Raw genomic sequence first — 18,971 nt, 5'->3', positions numbered from 1 at the left:
GCTTATAGCGATAAGTCCTGTAGCCGCTCAGACAGTGGTTCCTGAGTGGACTGTTCTGCGTCGATGTCATCCTTGACTTGTTGATACCAGGTCTGTTCATCCCACAGCTCAAACTTATTGAACTGCCCAACCAGCATCACTTCTTTATTCAGCCCGGCGTGCTGACGCAATGTTCCTGCAATCAGTAAGCGCCCAGCGCCATCCATCTGACATTCACTGGCATGCCCTAACAGCAAACGTTGAACCCGACGCTCAGCCGGGTTCATGCTCGACAGACGAGATAATTTTTGTTCTATGATTTCCCATTCAGGGAGTGGATAAAGCAACAGGCATGGTTGGTGAAGGTCTATGGTACAGACCATCTGGCCCTGCGATTCCTCGTTCAGCAAATCCCGATAACGGGTAGGTACGGCGAGCCGCCCTTTGCTGTCGAGGTTAACCATCGTTGCCCCACGAAACATGACTGAGTTACCCCTTCATGACCCAATTCGCCACTTTACCCCACAAATCCCCACATTAAAGAGTTTACGGATGGTATGAAAACCTTGTCAAGCCAGAGCCAAGGCGCTTTGACAATATTTATGGGCCGTTTTTGAGATATATCTCGTAGAAGGGGCTATTTTAGGGCTTGAAATAGAAATTAACGTCATGATTAACGGGCTATTTTTCCGCCAGTAATTCCAGCTACTTAAATAAATAATTAATTGTCGATTAATTGTCTCATTATTTCCTTCTGCAAGGAATGTCTCATTTTCAGTATGAAAAGCGTACGGTCTAAAATTCGACAGCCTGAGTACAAAACCCGCGTCTGCTGGCTTCTCTAAGGAAAAACAACGGAAATCGGCGGCAAAATACACGACAAAACAATAATACCCTTGAAAACAACAAGTGTTATCGGCGCTGCATTTTACTTCAATTAAGCCGCAAGGATTAATCTATTTTGAAATAAATTATGGGTACATATTTTGGGGCATCGCTGAAATATGAATGTCTTCAGACAGATAAATCTTAAATTAGGGAAATAGCGCAAAATAGTTTTTTTCTCATCGATTATTTTAAATTTGACTTAGATTGCATGCTTTTTTCTCACCACCAAAGCAAAATCATAACTTTTTGTTTTTAAATAGGAAACAGATTCATCACCATTTTAAAAACCACCGAAAGCCCTATTCCTCGCAGTAGAAAGTATAAAAATCAGTCAAATGTTAAAAATAAAAATTTTGAGCTGGTTATATTACCAACAATAGCACTGTAAACTACACAAAAAGCAAAAACACAATACAATCGACTAGTATTCAAATGATGAGCAACACATAAACCCTGCTAATAATCTTATTGATTGGCGTTTTGGCAGATTTTTACCCCAAGTAGGGAGTTAATGACAATGTTTTCAACTGGGTCCCGTCTGCGTAGTGCCGCAGCCGATACTTTCGCTCTCGTGGTGTATTGCTTTGTCATCGGCATGATAATTGAAATAGTGATCTCGGGAATGACCTTCCAGCAGTCGCTCTCTTCTCGCTTGGTTTCAATACCGGTCAATATCCTTATCGCCTGGCCTTATGGTGTGTATCGGGATGCCTTTATCCGCTTTGCGCATCGGTATGCTGGGGAACATTTTTGGGCGAAAAATCTGGCAGACCTACTGGCATACGTCAGTTTCCAGTCACCGGTCTATGCGCTGATTTTGTGGTCAGTAGGGGCTGATTTAGAGCAAATCACCACGGCAGTGACCAGTAACGCGTTAGTTTCCATGGCAATGGGGGTAGCGTATGGCTACTTTTTGGAGTATTGCCGGAGGTTGTTCCGCGTTGCCGGCTACGTCTAATGACGGGTGAATTACACAAGTAAACAGCAATCAGGGTGCACTCGACACCCTGATTTGTGATAACAGGTTATTTACGACTCAAACTGCCACGGCGGAACAAATTACGGCGGATCCGCGTTAAGCCCGGCTTCGGCTTATGCGGCTCGTCCAAACTGGCTAATACCAATTCCAACACCCGCTCAGCCACATCTCGGTGACGCTGTGCGACCGCCAGTACCGGACATTCAAGGAAATCGAGCAGTTCGTTATCACCAAAAGTGGCGATCGCCAGATTGCTAGGTAAGCGCCCACTCTGCTTTAAAGTAACGTCCATAACGCCCTGTAACAGCTGGAATGAGGTGGTAAACAGCGCCTGTGGCATCGGGTGGGTCTTTAGCCACTCGGCAAACAGCACACCGGCTGCTTCGCGTTCGTAGCTGTTGGCATAGAGGTAATCGACCTTACGGGGATCATCCTTCCACGCTTCACGAAAACCCATTTCTCGCAGGAAGCTGACCGACAACTCAGGTAACGCGCCAAGGTACAGCACCGATTCCGCGGGGAAAGTTCGTAATTCTTGCGCCAACATCAGTGCATCTTCTTGATCTGCCCCCACCACGCTAATGAAATGCTCCCGATCAAGGGCGCGATCAAGGGCGATTATCGGCAATGGGTCATTTGCCCAGCGCTGATAAAAAGGGTGCTCTGGTGGTAGAGCCGTTGAAACAATGATGGCATCAACCTGACGCTGCAACAGATGCTCAATGCAACGCATTTCATTATCGGGCTGATCCTCAGAACAGGCGATCAACAATTGGTAGCCACGCTGGCGAGCCTGACGCTCCAGATAGTTTGCGATGCGGGTATAGCTGGTATTTTCCAGATCCGGGATCACCAGACCGATCGAGCGGGTTCTGCCCGCGCGCAATCCTGCCGCAACGGCATTTGGGTGATAGTTATGTTCCCTGACAACAGCCATAACTTTATCTACTGTTTTATCGCTGACCCGGTACTGTTTCGCTTTGCCATTAATGACATAACTGGCGGTTGTGCGCGAAACGCCCGCAAGACGCGCGATTTCATCCAGTTTCACATTGACCCCTTATAAACCCAATAAAATAATGAAAGGCATGATGTCTGCCAGAGCGAAATACCTCAGAATCTCTCGGAATCTCTCAATCCGTCGATAAACCGGAGCGTTATGGCTAAACCATGAGATCTATAGACATAGTTTAACTACGGATATTTCGCTCTGTAGATCTAACCGCAGAACTCGCTATTGAGCAACCGCTTTAACCGCCATATAACGCTACCTTGGTTAAATAATAAGAAAAAAAAAGCTCAGCATCTCTGCCGAGCCTAATAATAAGTATTAATCACCATGATTAACGCATGATCTTGTCACCACGGGACACGCCGACAATACCGGAGCGAGCAACCTCAACAATCTCGGCGACTTCCCGCACAGCATTTAAAAATGCATCCAGTTTATCGCTAGTCCCGGCAAGCTGGACGGTATAGAGCGTGGCAGTCACATCAACAATCTGCCCACGAAAGATTTCAGCGCAACGCTTCACTTCTTCGCGCCCGTATCCGCTGGCCTGTAACTTCACCAACATGATTTCGCGCTCAACATGTGAGCCGGAAACCAACTCACTGACCCGCAAGACGTCTACCAGCTTATGCAGCTGTTTTTCGATCTGTTCCAGCACCTTGGCATCACCCACGGTTTGGATGGTCATTCGGGACAGCGTTGGATCGTCGGTCGGCGCAACAGTCAAACTCTCAATGTTATAACCGCGCTGAGAAAACAGGCCCACAACCCGTGATAGAGCACCTGATTCGTTTTCCAGCAGAACTGATAAAATCCGGCGGCGCATAATTATGTCCTCTCCGTTTTGCTAAGCCACATTTCGTCCATGCCACCACCGCGAATCTGCATCGGGTAAACATGCTCCGTTTCATCGACAGTCACATCCACAAACACCAGACGATTGGTCTCGGAGAGTTGTGACAAGGCATCAGCCAACTTACTCTCCAGCTCATCCGGCGTGCGGATCGCAATACCAATGTGCCCATAGGCTTCAGCCAATTTGACGAAATCAGGCAGTGAATCCATATAAGACTGTGAATGACGGCCTGAATAGATCATATCCTGCCACTGCTTCACCATGCCGAGGTAGCGGTTATTCAGATTCAGGACCAGCACTGGCAGGTTATATTGCAGCGCGGTGGATAATTCCTGAATATTCATTTGGATGCTGCCATCACCGGTAACACACACCACGGTTTCATCGGGTAGCGCCAGTTTAACCCCAAGGGCAGCCGGTAACCCGAAGCCCATGGTGCCCAAGCCGCCTGAATTGATCCAATGGCGTGGTTTATCAAACGGATAGTAAAGTGCGGCGAACATCTGGTGTTGGCCCACATCAGAGGTGACATAAGCATCGCCTTTGGTCAGACGGTGCAGTGTTTCAATCACCGCTTGTGGCTTGATTTTGCCGCTCTCTTTGTTGTAGCCCAGACAATTGCGCGCACGCCACTGCTCAATGGATTGCCACCAGTCACGTAAGCTATCAAAATCTTGTGCGCAATCGATCTGAGGCAACAGATCCAGCATCTGTACCAAGACTTGTTTGGCATCACCGACAATCGGAATGTCTGCGTTGACGGTTTTCGAGATTGAGGTCGGGTCGATATCGATGTGTACCACCGCAGCATCCGGGCAGTATTTCGCCAGATTATTGGTTGTGCGATCATCAAAGCGCACGCCAACGGCGAAAATCAGATCCGTATTGTGCATGGCCATATTGGCCTCAAACGTCCCGTGCATCCCCAACATGCCAACACTTTGGCGATGCGTACCAGGAAAACTCCCCAGCCCCATCAGTGAGCTGGTGACCGGAAGATTCAGCTTTTCGGCAAACGCCAGTAGCTCTTGGTGACAAGCAGAATTTATCGCCCCGCCACCCACATACATAATGGGTCTTTTCGCCGCGAGAATGGTTTGCAGCGCACGTTTAATCTGCCCACGGTGACCTTGCACTGTCGGATTATAAGAGCGCAGACTAACCTGTTCAGGGTAAGCGTAAGGCATTTTGACCGCCGGCCCGACAATATCTTTCGGCAGGTCAATAACCACCGGGCCTGGGCGACCTGTTGAGGCCAGATAAAACGCCTTTTTCAGTACAGTCGGAATATCTTCCGTGCGTTTAACCAAGAAGCTATGTTTGACCACTGGGCGGGAGATCCCCACCATGTCGCACTCTTGGAAAGCGTCGTAACCAATCAACGAGCTAGGCACCTGACCAGAAAGCACCACCATCGGCACGGAATCCATATAAGCTGTGGCAATACCGGTAATCGCATTGGTTGCACCGGGGCCGGAAGTGACTAGCACCACGCCGACTTCGCCGGTTGCCCGCGCATAACCATCGGCCATGTGCACCGCACCTTGTTCATGGCGCACCAGCACGTGATCAATGCCACCGACCGTGTGCAGGGCATCGTAGATATCAAGTACGGCCCCGCCGGGATAACCGAACACATGCTTAACGCCCTGATCGATTAACGATCGGACAACCATCTCGGCTCCTGACAACATCTCCATGGGTTTTGCCTCCAGGCTTAGTTTGCTCATCGGATAACGGGAAGTCATTTCCACGGGTTCCTGTAGGAAAGGCACAACGCCCCTTATTCCTATTCTTAGTTTGTTATTGTTAGGGTAACTAACTTATTAACATAACGTCAGAATTTCTGGCAGGCAAACAGCAATTCTCTGCCCTAAAGACAATTCCGTCAGTCACACTCTGGATTTATCCTCGTTACAAAGATAAAACACTGCTTTGATATCTGACGCCTTGTTTTTTACGTCGCATTGATAGCCAATAATAGAACTAAATCAGGCTGATGAATTTTATGCATTGGATTCGGTAAAATGATAGGTACTACACAGAAATGGGTAGAGAAAGAGGGCTATTGAACGTAAAAACAGCGATAGCCCATATCGACATGGTGATACAGGCTATCGCTGTTAAAAGCAGGATGAATCAATCACGGTACATGGAGTCAATTTCATTCTGATAACGCTGAAGAATGATCTTACGCCGCAATTTCATGGTTGGCGTCAACTCACCGGTTTCCATGGTGAATGCCTGCGGCAATAGTGTAAAGCGCTTAACCTGCTCAAACAGTGCCAGCTCTTTTTGCATCTCTTTTAGCCGTTGTTCGAACAAACTGACAATATGGCTATGGCGTAATAGTTCCAATCTATCGTGATATTTTAGATTTATCGAACGCGCATACTCTTCCAGTGATTCGAAACAGGGAACAATCAGCGCCGAGACAAATTTGCGCGTATCCGCAATGATCGCTACTTGCTCAATAAAACGGTCCTGACCGAGGGTGCCTTCAATCATTTGCGGCGCAATGTACTTGCCGCCCGAGGTTTTCATCAGATCTTTTAGCCGCTCTGTGATGAATAGATTACCTTTAGCATCCAGTGCACCGGCATCACCGGTTTTGAGCCAGCCATCTTCGGTGAAGGATTCTGCTGTCTCTTGCGGCTTATTAAGATAGCCGCGCATGACAATCGGACCACGGACTTGAATCTCATTTTCAGCACCTAAGCGGACATCAATCCCCGGTAATGGCTTACCGATAGAGCCGAAACAGAAGTTTTTCTCCTCCCAACATGAGACCGTGGCACAAGTTTCGGTCATACCATAACCGTACTTAATATTGATGCCGATAGCTTGGAAAAACAGAATGATATTATCATCTAATCGCGCACCCGCCGCCGGTAAAAAACGCACTCTTCCGCCCAAGAACCCACGTAGCTTGCTCAGTACCAAGCGATCCGCCAGCTTATACATCTGCTCAGACAGCAGCGATACTGTTTGCCCGCGTTGCAAGCTTTGGAATTTACGTTCGCCACAGCCTATCGCCCAACGAAATAGCATTCGGCGGTGCCACTTCGCTAAAGCAACTTTGTCATTGATGGCGCTGAACACTTTCTCGTAAAAACGGGGAACCGCGCACATGACGGTGGGTTTTACGGCCTGCATCGCCGCGCGCACCCAATCCGTATCACTGATATAGACGTTTTGCGCGCCGGTATGCATCACATAGAAGCTCCAGGCCCGCTCAAACACATGAGATAATGGCAAGAAGCTGAGGGAAACATCATCGACTGTCAGGGTTAAGCGCTGATCATGCAGATGAAGTTGGGCTGCCATATTACGGTAATCCAGCATCACACCTTTAGGTTCACCCGTGGTGCCAGAGGTATAAATCAGCGTGAACAAGTCATCTAAATCGCAACCGTCTATACGTGTAGTCAATAGATGCTGCTGTATGGCATCGGGTTGCTGCTCAAAATTGGCTAAATGCTGGGCATATTCACAACCGCGTAAATCGACGGTGGGCTCTAATACGACAATCTGAGTCAATTGCGGGCACATTGGCTTTAGCGTAATAGCGACATCAAATTGCGTTTGCCCACCCACGAATAAAATACGCACATCGGCATCATTGAGTACATAAGCGGCCTGAGCCGTGGTATTGGTGGCATATAAGGGGACACTCACCCCACGCAATTGCAAAATTGCCAAATCTGCCAACGACCAAGCCATGCTGTTATTGGCAAAAATCCCAATGCGCTCTTGAATTGCTGCGTCTAAAGAGAGCAGTGCAGTAGAAATCTGGGTAACATGCCGCTCAATCTGACGCCAAGTTAGCTGTTTTTCGCCTTCTGGCGACCACTCACGAAAGGCTATCTGCTCAGTACGCTCACTGATTTGCTGGCGCAGACGGCGCACAAGGTGGTATTGCTCTAGTGTGTGGGTCATAACATCGCCGCTCGCTAATCAATCATTCATTAAAGTGTACCGCAACTTTTTGCCTGTTGGCATTCAGCGTACATCTGTTCACTTTTTTTCCGCGCAGTCTACCTGCTCCATAGGTTATGGCAAATAAAATTCAACTTAGAAATGTGAGCTGAAATTGAATTTGACAAAAAAAACAGCAATTGGCGCTGGCAGCGCCACCGATTAAGCAAGACGAGAACACTTTACTGGATGACGTAATGAAAGGCGGAATAAAGCGAGGTTAAATTAAATATCCCCCTTGCCTGCTACTGATAAAAATATAATCTCAGCAGCAGGGCTTAACGGGAGTGATTACAAAGGAGTATTAAGCTGAGCGAGTAATTCCTTCATCCATTGATGACCTTTATCTCTATCAGTAGACTCATGCCACGTGAGATAACATGGCCGACTTATATTATTTCCCCATGGTAAAGAGACAAGTTTTAAATTAAGGGTTTCACTGTATTGTTCAACAAGCCAGCGGGGAGCTATTGCCACAAAAGATGTTTGAGATACAATATTAAGCACGCTATTCATATCCGTACTCTCATATGCAATAGTTTGGGCGCTGACAATAGACTCATAATAAAGCTCACTAAATGAACCCACTTTTTCTAATGACACGACAGCATGTGGTTCGGAAATGAGTTGTTCTTGAGTAATTGAATTATCAATGCGTGGGTGATTTTTAGACACGACCAGCACTGACTCATCATCAAACAGTGATATATCGTGAAAGTCGGGACGTTCAAATTTTGTATAACCGATAACAAACTCAGTCTCTTGATATCGTAACTGGTGCTCAATATTCTCATTAAGATTAGATTTGATAATGAGCTGAACATTGGGTGCCAATTGCTTAACGCGCTCTATTATTTGTGCCGTCAGCCTGATATCTAAAGGACTACAAATAGATAGATTAAATACTCGCCCACTTTTTTTGGCTTCAAAACCGGCACCGGGCAACTCATTTTGTACTAGTTGCAGTGCCTGCCTTACCGGCCCAAAAAGCTGGCGTGCTCTGGCGGTAGGCTGAATACCTCGACCATAACGGACAAACAACTCGTCATTAAACATCACTTTCAAGCGAGCAACTGCATTACTCACCGCAGGCTGGGACATCCCCAAGGACTGGGCTGCACGTGTAACATTGTGCATTTGCATTACTGCATCAAAAACAGTTAATAAATTGAGGTCGACACTTCTTAAGTGAACTTCACTACACTCTTTTTTAGTTGCTTGACTGTTGGTTACTAAGTTGTGTTCAGACATGCTTAACTCCACTAAGCTTTATGCAGATGGCATGATTAATATAAAGAGCTCCGCAGACATTTATAGCCACCTTAAAATATCTTTGAATTCTTACTATTAACGACACCAATATTCTCATTATTATCCTTGTAAGATAAAATGAGTCTCATCCTTGTATAAATGAAAAGATATGAATTGCCTCCATGTATTTTCCGCTAATAATGCCTATAGATAAATACGTGAATAAGCCATCCACATAAAGTATCCCATATAATATTTAAAACCAATTCATTTCAGCAATAAAAGTCAATCACATCATAAGTACCGATAATAAAAGCAATAGCATGATCACATCATAAAATGGGATGATTAACAACTATGCCATTAATAAATAATAAATTCATCAATGAAAACTTATTAGTTATTAATTATAGTCATGAATATGTTTAATTATGATTGAATTTCACTCAGCTTAATTAATATCTTACTCCATAGGCATAACAGTTTAAACAAATAAATAGCATCATTCATTAAGTAAATAAATATTCATATTAAAAACATATAAGAAAATTATAATAAGGTATTACGTGTCCCCTCCCAGTCTTAATAATCAATAAATTGCTCTTAGTCATCTTACTTCATTCTTTCAAAATCTAAATATAACATTCAAAATTGGGCGTGATCTCGATTATGCAGGTGATTAACACCTTAAAAAATCTGAAAAGCACAATAAGCCGCATTGTAAGGGTTATGCCAAACAAACAAAAAGACAAAGCAACATAAATAAGATTAATAGCCTGAATTATTTTATTTAGTAGTTTTTTATATCAAAACAAGGAATCCAAAACTGTCGCAACCAGTCGAAGACACCATTTCAAACAAATATTGACACAACCATAAAATTCACGTATCAATTTAGGCAACGCAATATTTTAACCAATGAGAAACTGAAAAATTATGTTCTACACAACCCGCCTACTAAGCCTACTACTAAACGCATCTCACTTGCGCGGTATGTTGGTGGACGGAAATCAGAACTGATTCAGTCATCAAGATTAACAAGCCCGCGCAAATGCGCGGGTTTTTTTTTACCCGCTAAGCGCAAATGTAAACACGACAAGGAATCCCCCCATGAGCCAACAGGTCATTATTTTTGATACAACATTGCGTGACGGTGAACAAGCGTTGCAGGCTAGCCTGAGTGTAAAAGAGAAGCTGCAAATCGCGCTGGCACTGGAAAGAATGGGTGTCGATATAATGGAAGTCGGCTTTCCGGTTTCCTCTCCTGGCGACTTTGAGTCAGTGCGTACTATTGCGCAGCAAGTGAAAAACAGCCGGGTTTGCGCCTTGGCGCGTTGCGTAGACAAAGATATTGATGTCGCGGCCGAAGCCTTACGTATCGCTGAAGCTTTCCGCATCCATGTATTCTTAGCCACCTCGACTTTGCATATCGAATCCAAGTTAAAGCGCTCGTTTGATGATGTGTTGGCAATGGCAGTACATTCCGTGAAACGCGCACGCAACTATACCGACGACGTAGAATTCTCTTGCGAAGATGCGGGCCGCACCCCCATTGATAACTTGTGCCGCATCGTCGAAGCCGCAATTACGGCGGGTGCCACGACCATCAATATCCCTGATACCGTCGGCTACACCACCCCTTATCAGTTCGGTGGGATCATCACTGACTTGTATGAGCGCGTACCTAATATTGATAAAGCGATTATCTCGGTACATTGCCACGATGATTTGGGCATGTCAGTGGCTAACTCCATCACCGCAGTACAAGCGGGGGCGCGTCAGGTTGAAGGCACTATCAACGGCTTGGGCGAACGTGCCGGTAACTGTTCACTGGAAGAAGTGATCATGGCGATTAAGGTGCGCCATCAGATGTTGGGGGTGCATACCAATATCAATCATCAGGAAATTTACCGTACCAGCCAGTTGGTCAGCAAAATATGCAACATGCCAATCCCTGGTAACAAAGCCATTGTCGGCAGCAATGCTTTCGCCCACTCCTCCGGGATTCATCAGGATGGTGTACTGAAAAACCGCGAAAACTACGAAATCATGACCCCCGAGTCTATCGGCCTGAAACAAGTGCAGTTGAACCTGACTTCTCGTTCTGGTCGCGCGGCAGTGAAACACCGCATGGAAGAGATGGGTTATCAAGATAAAGATTACAATTTAGACTCCTTGTACGACGCTTTCCTGAAACTGGCAGACAAAAAAGGCCAAGTCTTTGACTACGATTTAGAAGCCTTAGCCTTCATTAATAAGCAGCAGGAAGAGCCCGAATATTACCGCTTGGACTATTTCAGCGTCCAATCTGGCTCCAGTGTGATGGCGACCGCCTCAGTGAAATTGGTTTGTGGTGAAGAGACAAAATCCGAAGCCGCCACCGGTAACGGCCCCGTTGATGCGGTGTATCAGGCCATCAATCGCATTACCGACTACCCCATCGAACTGGTGAAATATCAGTTGTCAGCCAAAGGTCAGGGCAAAGATGCACTGGGTCAGGTTGATATCGTGGTTGATCACAAAGGCCGCCGCTTCCATGGCGTGGGTTTGGCAACGGACATTGTCGAGTCATCCGCTAAGGCATTGGTTCACGTATTAAATAACATCTGGCGCGCTCATCAGGTCGAGATCGAGAAGCAGCGCTTGCAACAAAATAATCAGGAAATGGTGTGAACATGACGAAGACTTATCATATTGCCGTTTTACCCGGAGACGGTATTGGTCCTGAAGTAATGGCTCAGGCAAGTAAAGTATTGGATGCGGTGCGCCAGCGCTTCGGTATCAAGATTTCAACCAGCGTTTATGATGTAGGGGGCGCGGCCATCGACCGCCACGGCAGCCCATTACCGCCAGCAACCGTTAACGGTTGTGAGCAGGCTGATGCGATTTTATTCGGCTCGGTTGGCGGCCCTAAATGGGAACATTTGCCACCGGCTGAACAACCTGAACGCGGTGCGTTATTGCCATTGCGAAAACATTTTAAATTATTCAGCAATTTGCGTCCTGCACGCTTGTACCAAGGATTGGAAGATTTCTGCCCGCTGCGCAGTGATATCGCCGCCAAAGGCTTCGATATTTTGTGTGTGCGTGAATTAACCGGCGGTATCTATTTCGGTCAGCCGAAAGGCCGCGAAGGCCAAGGCCAGTACGAACGTGCATTTGATACTGAAGTGTATCACCGCTTCGAAATTGAACGTATTGCCCGCATCGCCTTTGAATCGGCTCGCAAACGCCGTAGCAAAGTGACCTCGATTGATAAAGCCAATGTGTTGCAAAGTTCTATTTTGTGGCGTGAAGTGGTCAACGCCATTGCTGCAGACTACCCGGATGTCGCGTTGTCCCATATGTATATCGATAACGCCACCATGCAGTTAATCAAAGACCCTTCCCAGTTTGACGTGCTGCTGTGCTCTAACTTGTTTGGCGATATTTTGTCTGACGAGTGCGCCATGATCACTGGCTCAATGGGCATGTTGCCATCAGCCAGCTTAAATGAGCAAGGTTTTGGCTTATATGAACCCGCAGGCGGCTCCGCACCGGATATCGCCGGCAAAAACATCGCCAACCCCATCGCCCAGATCTTGTCGTTAACCCTGCTGTTGCGCTTCAGTTTAGGCAAAGATGACGCCGCAGACGCTATTGAACGCGCAATCAATCAGGCATTGGAACAAGGCTATCGCACCGCAGATTTGGCCGGTGATGGTAAAGCCATTGGCACCAATGAAATGGGCGATATTATCGCTAAATTTGTGGCTGAGGGGGTTTAACATGGGCAAGACCTTATATCAGAAACTGTACGATGCGCACATCGTCCATGAAGCGCCCAACGAAACGCCATTGCTGTATATCGATCGCCACTTAGTGCACGAAGTGACCTCACCGCAAGCTTTTGATGGTTTGCGGGCCATGGGTCGCCCGGTACGTCAGCCGGGTAAAACCTTTGCCACTATGGACCACAACGTTTCCACCCAGACCAAAGATATCAATGCCAGCGGTGAAATGGCGCGCATTCAGATGCAAGAGTTGATTAAGAACTGTGCTGAGTTCGGCGTCTCCTTATATGACCTGAATCATCCATTCCAGGGCATCGTCCATGTGATTGGCCCTGAGCAAGGCATGACCTTGCCGGGCATGACCATTGTGTGCGGCGACTCTCATACCGCCACCCATGGCGCATTTGGCTCATTGGCCTTCGGTATCGGCACCTCAGAAGTCGAACATGTGCTGGCTACCCAAACCCTGAAACAGGGCCGTGCCAAAACCATGAAAATTGAAGTCAATGGCGAGGTTGGCGCGGGGATCACCGCCAAAGATATCGTGTTGGCGATTATCGGTAAAACCGGCAGCGCAGGCGGCACCGGTCATGTGGTGGAGTTCTGCGGCAGCGCAATTGAAGCGCTGAGCATGGAAGGCCGCATGACATTGTGCAATATGGCCATTGAAATGGGGGCTAAAGCAGGGTTAGTGGCACCGGATGACACCACCTTCGACTATCTGAAAGGGCGTCAGTTTGCCCCGATGGGCGAACAGTGGGAGCAAGGCGTAGCTTACTGGCGCACCTTGAAATCAGATGCGGATGCCAAGTTCGATACTATCGTCACCTTAGCGGCGGCGGATATCGCCCCACAGGTCACTTGGGGCACCAATCCGGGCCAGGTGATTGCCGTGAACCAAATTATTCCGGCACCTGAATCCTTCAGTGATCCGGTTGAACGCGCCTCCGCAGAAAAAGCCTTGGCTTATATGGACTTGCGCCCCGGCATCAAGTTAACCGAAGTGGCGATTGATAAAGTCTTTATCGGCTCTTGCACCAACTCACGCATTGAAGATTTACGTGCCGCCGCCGCCGTCGCGCAAGGGCGTAAAGTCGCCAGTGGTGTACAGGCTATCGTGGTTCCTGGCTCCGGCCCGGTGAAAGCACAGGCTGAAGCGGAAGGGTTGGATAAGATCTTTATCGACGCCGGTTTCGAGTGGCGCTTACCCGGCTGCTCAATGTGTTTGGCGATGAACAATGACCGTCTGGAACCCGGTGAGCGTTGTGCCTCCACCAGCAACCGTAACTTTGAAGGCCGTCAGGGTCGTGGTGGCCGCACTCATTTGGTTAGCCCTGCGATGGCCGCTGCTGCTGCCGTCAGTGGTCACTTTGCTGATGTCCGCGACTTAACCGCTGCCACCCACTAACCGGAGACTCCACCATGGCTAAATTTACTCAACACATTGGTTTGGTTGCACCCTTAGATGCGGCGAACGTCGATACCGACGCGATTATCCCAAAGCAGTTTTTGCAGAAAGTGACGCGCACGGGTTTTGGTCAACACCTGTTTAACGACTGGCGTTTTCTGGATGATGCGGGCCAAGTGCCAAACCCTGAATTTGTGCTGAATCAGCCTCGCTATCAAGGCGCGACAATTTTGTTGGCCCGTGAGAACTTTGGTTGCGGTTCATCGCGCGAACATGCACCTTGGGCGCTGACAGATTTCGGTTTCCACGTGGTGATTGCCCCAAGTTTTGCCGATATCTTTTACGGCAACTCGTTCAATAACCAACTGTTACCGGTCACCTTAAGCGAAGCCGATATTGATACGTTATTCCAGTTAGTTAAGAGCAATGAAGGCATTCAATTTGTTGTCGATCTGGAAGCACAAACGGTGAATGCCGGTGGCAACAGTTATGCTTTCGAAATCGATAGCTTCCGTCGCCATTGCATGATGAATGGCTTGGACAGTATTGGTCTAACCTTGCAGCATGAAAGTCATATTTCCGCATACGAAAAACAACAGCCTGAATTTCTACGCTAATGACTTTTGGGGTTAGCTCTATTTCGCCAACCCGTTTTGTGAGTAAAATGCCCCCTACTTAACCTCAGTAGGGGCGCTAAGCTTCCCGCACCCGCGCAAAAGTAACCAATGCCAGAATCGCCAGCACCATCGCCACCACATACACCGAATCATGCCCCCAAGTTTCGGTCAATATCCCTTGCAGCACCCCTGCCAGAATCACGCCAGTCGAGATGCTATTGGTGAACAGCGTGGTAGCAGCGCCCGCCCTGCCCGGCATTAAATCTTGGAAATAGAGCATACCGATACCCGCGACGATACCGATAAAGATGGCGTTGAAAATCTGTAGCAGCATCAAGGCAGTTTTGAATTTAAACAGCACCAATCCGGTATAAAACAGCACGCCAGCCAGCACGGCAAATAGCATGATTTTACGCTTTCCAAAGCGCCGAACTGAATAGCCTGCCAGCAGCATAATGGGAATTTCCAACCCAGCGGCGGTGCCCATCAACAAACCGGCCAAGCGCTCAGGCAGCCCCAGACTTGCGGTGATATACAGCGGCATATCAATGATATACATGGTGTTGCAAGTCCACATCAGCATCGAGGCAATAAACAGCAGTCGCACATTTTTATCAGCAAACAAGCTACCCTGTGCCACCTCCGGCGCATCCACCACCGACTCGGCGCGCGGCACTGACGGCAGAATAAACCATACCACCAGCGCACTCAGCACAAAGATACCCGCGGCAATGCTAAACATCAGGGTAAAACCATAATTCAGTGCCAGCATAAACGACAGCGGCGGCCCGATAACCCACGCCAATGAAAGTTGCGCACGCATAATAGAGCTGAACATCACCACTTCACGCGCCGAGCTGTCGGCATATTCACGCGCTAGGGCAAATATCTGCGGCATGGCGGTATTAGCGACCGATGCCAGCAACACCCCAGCAGTGATTAATGTCAGATAATCACGGTTAAAGGCAAACAGCAGGCAGTTCCCCACCGCCATCAGATAGCAGACCATGATCAGCTTGCGGCGATCGCCACGTGAATCTGAGCGTTTCGCCAGAATAAAGCTGACCGTAATCCCGGCGATGGCATTCACGGTATAAAACAGGCCAACCCAGAGTGGGCGAACTTTTACTTCGGTGCTTAAAAACAGGCTTAATGTCGGTGCCTGCAACGCGCCAGCGATACCAGAAAGAAAAGCCACCACAAAGAAAGCGAGAAAAACCGGGTTGATGCGACGGGAAAAGGTGAGTGCAGATTTCATTTCAGGTTCCAGCACCAGAAATAACAATATTTCTCTATGCTACAGAAGCTCTTATATAAAGCAGCATAATTTTAATGGGAGAAATCATTTTCCTGATAACTAAGTGAAGCTAACAACGCCACAGCTTCAAGTGCAAAATATATTACCCAAAGTAATTGGAGTTGTGGCTAGGCAGCAAGCGAACGACAAATCGGGAACCGATTTGAACAGCATTTATGCTAGCCCGTAGGGGGAGCCTCATCCTTGAGGCTCATTAATCCCGATGAGCTTACATAAGTAAGTGATTCTGGTGACAAATTTGCCTGGAGCAGATTTGAACGCTGCTTGCAGCGGCCTCGCAGAGGTGAGGCCCAAGGATGGGCCGAGTAACGAGTGAAGCTAACAACGCCACAGCTTCAAGTACGAAGGGTAATAAAAAAAGCCAGCGGGTTAATAACCTACTGGCTGGTGAAATACACCATTACTCAGAAAATTTTTAGACTCAATATCACAGCAGGACTCATTTCACTCAACAGACATCATCTGGAACAATTAATCATAGGGTATGCTCGGTGCGGGCGATAATATCGTCCTGCGCATCTGGCGACAGTGCGGTGAAGAAGGCCGAGTAACCCGCCACCCTGACCACCAAATCGCGGTAACGATCCGGATGCAATTTGGCATCCACTAACGTCTCGCGGGACACAATGTTGTACTGCACGTGCCAACCCAGATACTCCTCGAAGAAAGTACGCAACATCATCATCAACTTCTCGCGATCGCGGGGGTTATCCAAGGTAGACGGATTCAGTTTTTGATTCAGCAACACCCCACCCAGAATCGAGGCGGTTGGCAGTTTCGACAGTGAGTTAAACACCGCCGTTGGCCCTAGATGGTCAGTGCCGGAGGCTGGACTTGCGCCCTCCGCCAACGGACTGTGCGCCTTGCGACCATCCGGTGTTGCCATGGTCGCCGCACCAAATGGCACGTTGGCAGAGATGGATGACGTCCCAGCGTAATAGGTGCCACCAATAGGTCCGCGACCAAAACGAGTATTGTGATATTGCTTCAACTCATCAATGTAGGTCTGATAAGCCCGCACCAGAAGTTGGTCAACATCATCAACATCATTGCCATATTTCGGGGCTGAATTAATCAGATGTTGGCGCAACTGCTCGCCGTTTAGGCCCGTGAAATCATTGGTGAGCGCCGTTGCCAGTTGTTTCTGGCCGATAAGCTGTTGTTCAAACACCAGTTTTCGCACCGCTGCCAAGCTGTTACCCAGATTGGCGATACCCACTTGCAAGCCAGAAACCCAGTCGTAACGTGCGCCCCCCTGCTTGATGCTTTTACCGCGCTCAATGCAATCATCCACCAGCGCCGAGCAGACGATATCGTGGGCATTCTCTTCCAGCACGGTATCCACCACACACTCGATTTCGATGGATTTACGAGTGTAGTAGCGGATCTGCTGATCCCACTGCGTCATCACTTGGGCGAAATCAGTAAAGTTGCCTTTCGACAGCCCCTGCTCTTGCGGCAAGAACACCTGCCCGGATGTGGCATCGCGCCCCTGTTCCAGGGCAGCCAGCATCACACGAGCAAAGTTGATAAAACTCATGCCAGTACAGCGGTAGCCCCACTTGCCGCCTACGGCAGTTTCAATACAGCCAATCGCCGCATAGTCGTAGGCATCCTGCGGCTCCACGCCCAGCTTGATAAATTCAGGAATCACGATTTCGTCATTATTAAAAGCGGGCATGCCAAAACCGCAGCGAATGACCTGCACACAGGCATCAAGGAAATCGTCGCTGATCCCCGCATGGTAGCGGACACTGAGGTTAGGCTGGGTTGATTTTAAGCGCCCGCACGACTCCAGCACCGCATAAGAGAGCGGGTTAACAGCATCAATGGCCTTGCCTTGCACCAGTTTTTGCCCACCAATCGTGACGTTTTGATAGAGCGGGCTACCCGCCGACGCCTTGGAGTGCGAGCCGGATCGAATTTTGTTCACTTCCAGTAACTTCAGCCAGCAGCTATGCAGCATCTCAATCGCCTGTTCGCGGCTGAGAGTATTTTCCAGCTCCACATCACGGCGATACCACGGGTAGAGATACTGGTCGAGGCGACCAAAGGAGACCGAGTGACCATTGGACTCAATTTGCAAAATGAGCTGAATGAAATAGCACAGCTGCAAAGCTTGCCAGAAGGTCTGCGGCGGTTGATGAGCAATCAGCGCGCAGTTTTCAGCAATCGCCAGCAGCTCAGTACGCCGCCATTCGCGTGTCTCCTCTTCCGCCATTTGCCGCGCCACAGCCGCATAGCGCTCGATATGTTCGCTCAGCGCCGCCAGTGAGATATCAATCGCCTTCAGAAATTGCTCTTTATGCAGATCACTCCAGTCGGTCAGTTGCAGGCGCTCGCGGCGACGGGCGACTTTGGTGCGCAGGCCATCTAAGCCCTTCTCCAGCAACAGCGGGAAGTTAACCGCCAGATGGGCATCACCGGAGGTCATATTGCCTTCTGCCTTGATGATGCCGGTCGCCAGTAGCGCTTTCTGTTCGTCGGTAAACATACCGTAGCAGCGATCCTGCACGGTTTGACCCCGCCACCATGGGCACAGCTGATGCAATACTGACTTGTCTGCTTCACTGACCGAGAAGCCCGCTCCGGGGCGATCAGCCAGCTCGTCGATTTCACTTTCGATCCAGCCGACAGTGTATTCAGGGAAAATCGGGGCGGCGCGCAGTTGGCTAGCCTGATTACCAATAATCAGCTCATCGTTTTTGATCCAAACCCTGCGCTGCTGTAGATGATGGGCCAGCGCCAGTGCGCGACGAACCGGCAAGGGCTTATCCTGATGTTGCTGATAAGCCTCGGTATAATGCCGCGCCCGCTCGGTGCATACCGGTGGTTTCACAATGTGGATCAGGGCATTTTTGTGCTGTTTTGTCCGTTCGCTTAAGGTTACCAAATCGAGCGTGGTCATTGCG

General features: G+C 48.5%; 13 protein-coding genes. 5 read left to right on the top strand and 8 right to left on the bottom strand.

Going from position 1 to position 18,971, the window contains the following annotated elements; translation table 11 throughout:
* Window positions 1-2: 2 nt before the first annotated feature.
* The gene (gene mraZ / locus ACZ76_RS12430; protein ID WP_004875568.1) at window positions 3-461 is read right to left on the bottom strand and encodes a division/cell wall cluster transcriptional repressor MraZ; all 459 of its coding nucleotides are present in this window, start codon (window positions 459-461) and stop codon (window positions 3-5) included.
* Between the two features lie 923 nt (window positions 462-1,384).
* Between mraZ and ACZ76_RS12425 the strand changes: the two genes are divergently transcribed.
* The gene (locus tag ACZ76_RS12425; RefSeq protein ID WP_048619202.1) at window positions 1,385-1,825 is read left to right on the top strand and encodes an L-alanine exporter AlaE; all 441 of its coding nucleotides are present in this window, start codon (window positions 1,385-1,387) and stop codon (window positions 1,823-1,825) included.
* Between the two features lie 67 nt (window positions 1,826-1,892).
* On the opposite strand, the gene cra is transcribed toward ACZ76_RS12425, so the two are convergent.
* The 5 genes from cra to leuO all read right to left on the bottom strand — a co-directional run bounded on the left by cra (window position 1,893) and on the right by leuO (window position 8,943).
* The gene (gene cra, locus ACZ76_RS12420; RefSeq protein ID WP_004875570.1) at window positions 1,893-2,897 is read right to left on the bottom strand and encodes a catabolite repressor/activator; all 1,005 of its coding nucleotides are present in this window, start codon (window positions 2,895-2,897) and stop codon (window positions 1,893-1,895) included.
* A gap of 292 nt (window positions 2,898-3,189) precedes the next feature.
* A complete protein-coding gene (gene ilvN, locus ACZ76_RS12415) occupies window positions 3,190-3,684 on the bottom strand; it encodes an acetolactate synthase small subunit (protein ID WP_004388986.1) in 495 nt (164 codons plus the stop codon).
* Between the two features lie 2 nt (window positions 3,685-3,686).
* Window positions 3,687-5,414 (bottom strand): acetolactate synthase 3 large subunit, encoded by a 1,728-nt coding sequence (gene ilvI / locus ACZ76_RS12410; protein ID WP_048620283.1) that lies wholly within the window; start codon window positions 5,412-5,414, stop codon window positions 3,687-3,689.
* A 439-nt stretch (window positions 5,415-5,853) separates the two neighbouring features.
* Window positions 5,854-7,653: an AMP-dependent synthetase/ligase gene (locus tag ACZ76_RS12405; RefSeq protein ID WP_048619201.1), complete on the bottom strand. Its 1,800-nt coding sequence runs from the start codon at window positions 7,651-7,653 to the stop codon at window positions 5,854-5,856.
* Between the two features lie 330 nt (window positions 7,654-7,983).
* Window positions 7,984-8,943, bottom strand: a complete 960-nt coding sequence (gene leuO / locus ACZ76_RS12400; RefSeq protein WP_048619200.1) for a transcriptional regulator LeuO — start codon at window positions 8,941-8,943, stop codon at window positions 7,984-7,986.
* Window positions 8,944-10,053: 1,110 nt separating this feature from the next.
* Here leuO and leuA point away from each other — a divergent pair.
* The 4 genes from leuA to leuD are packed head-to-tail and all read left to right on the top strand — an operon-like array spanning window position 10,054 to window position 14,741.
* Window positions 10,054-11,616, top strand: a complete 1,563-nt coding sequence (gene leuA, locus ACZ76_RS12395) for a 2-isopropylmalate synthase (RefSeq protein WP_048619199.1) — start codon at window positions 10,054-10,056, stop codon at window positions 11,614-11,616.
* Window positions 11,617-11,618: 2 nt separating this feature from the next.
* Window positions 11,619-12,710, top strand: a complete 1,092-nt coding sequence (gene leuB / locus ACZ76_RS12390) for a 3-isopropylmalate dehydrogenase (protein ID WP_048619198.1) — start codon at window positions 11,619-11,621, stop codon at window positions 12,708-12,710.
* A 1-nt stretch (window position 12,711) separates the two neighbouring features.
* A complete protein-coding gene (gene leuC, locus ACZ76_RS12385) occupies window positions 12,712-14,124 on the top strand; it encodes a 3-isopropylmalate dehydratase large subunit (RefSeq protein WP_048619197.1) in 1,413 nt (470 codons plus the stop codon).
* A 14-nt stretch (window positions 14,125-14,138) separates the two neighbouring features.
* Window positions 14,139-14,741, top strand: a complete 603-nt coding sequence (gene leuD / locus ACZ76_RS12380; protein WP_048619196.1) for a 3-isopropylmalate dehydratase small subunit — start codon at window positions 14,139-14,141, stop codon at window positions 14,739-14,741.
* A 76-nt stretch (window positions 14,742-14,817) separates the two neighbouring features.
* Here leuD and ACZ76_RS12375 read toward each other — a convergent pair whose 3' ends face one another.
* Both ACZ76_RS12375 and ACZ76_RS12370 read right to left on the bottom strand, forming a co-directional pair.
* On the bottom strand, window positions 14,818-15,999 hold the full coding sequence (locus ACZ76_RS12375; RefSeq protein ID WP_048620282.1) for a sugar efflux transporter: 1,182 nt from the start codon (window positions 15,997-15,999) through the stop codon (window positions 14,818-14,820).
* Window positions 16,000-16,534: 535 nt separating this feature from the next.
* Window positions 16,535-18,967: a formate C-acetyltransferase/glycerol dehydratase family glycyl radical enzyme gene (locus ACZ76_RS12370; protein WP_048619195.1), complete on the bottom strand. Its 2,433-nt coding sequence runs from the start codon at window positions 18,965-18,967 to the stop codon at window positions 16,535-16,537.
* Window positions 18,968-18,971: the final 4 nt, after the last annotated feature.

This window comes from Yersinia aleksiciae (assembly GCF_001047675.1).
Lineage (GTDB): Bacteria > Pseudomonadota > Gammaproteobacteria > Enterobacterales > Enterobacteriaceae > Yersinia > Yersinia aleksiciae.
The sequence above is the reverse complement of the archived record's forward strand: the minus strand, read 5'-3'. Positions and strand labels throughout refer to the sequence as shown.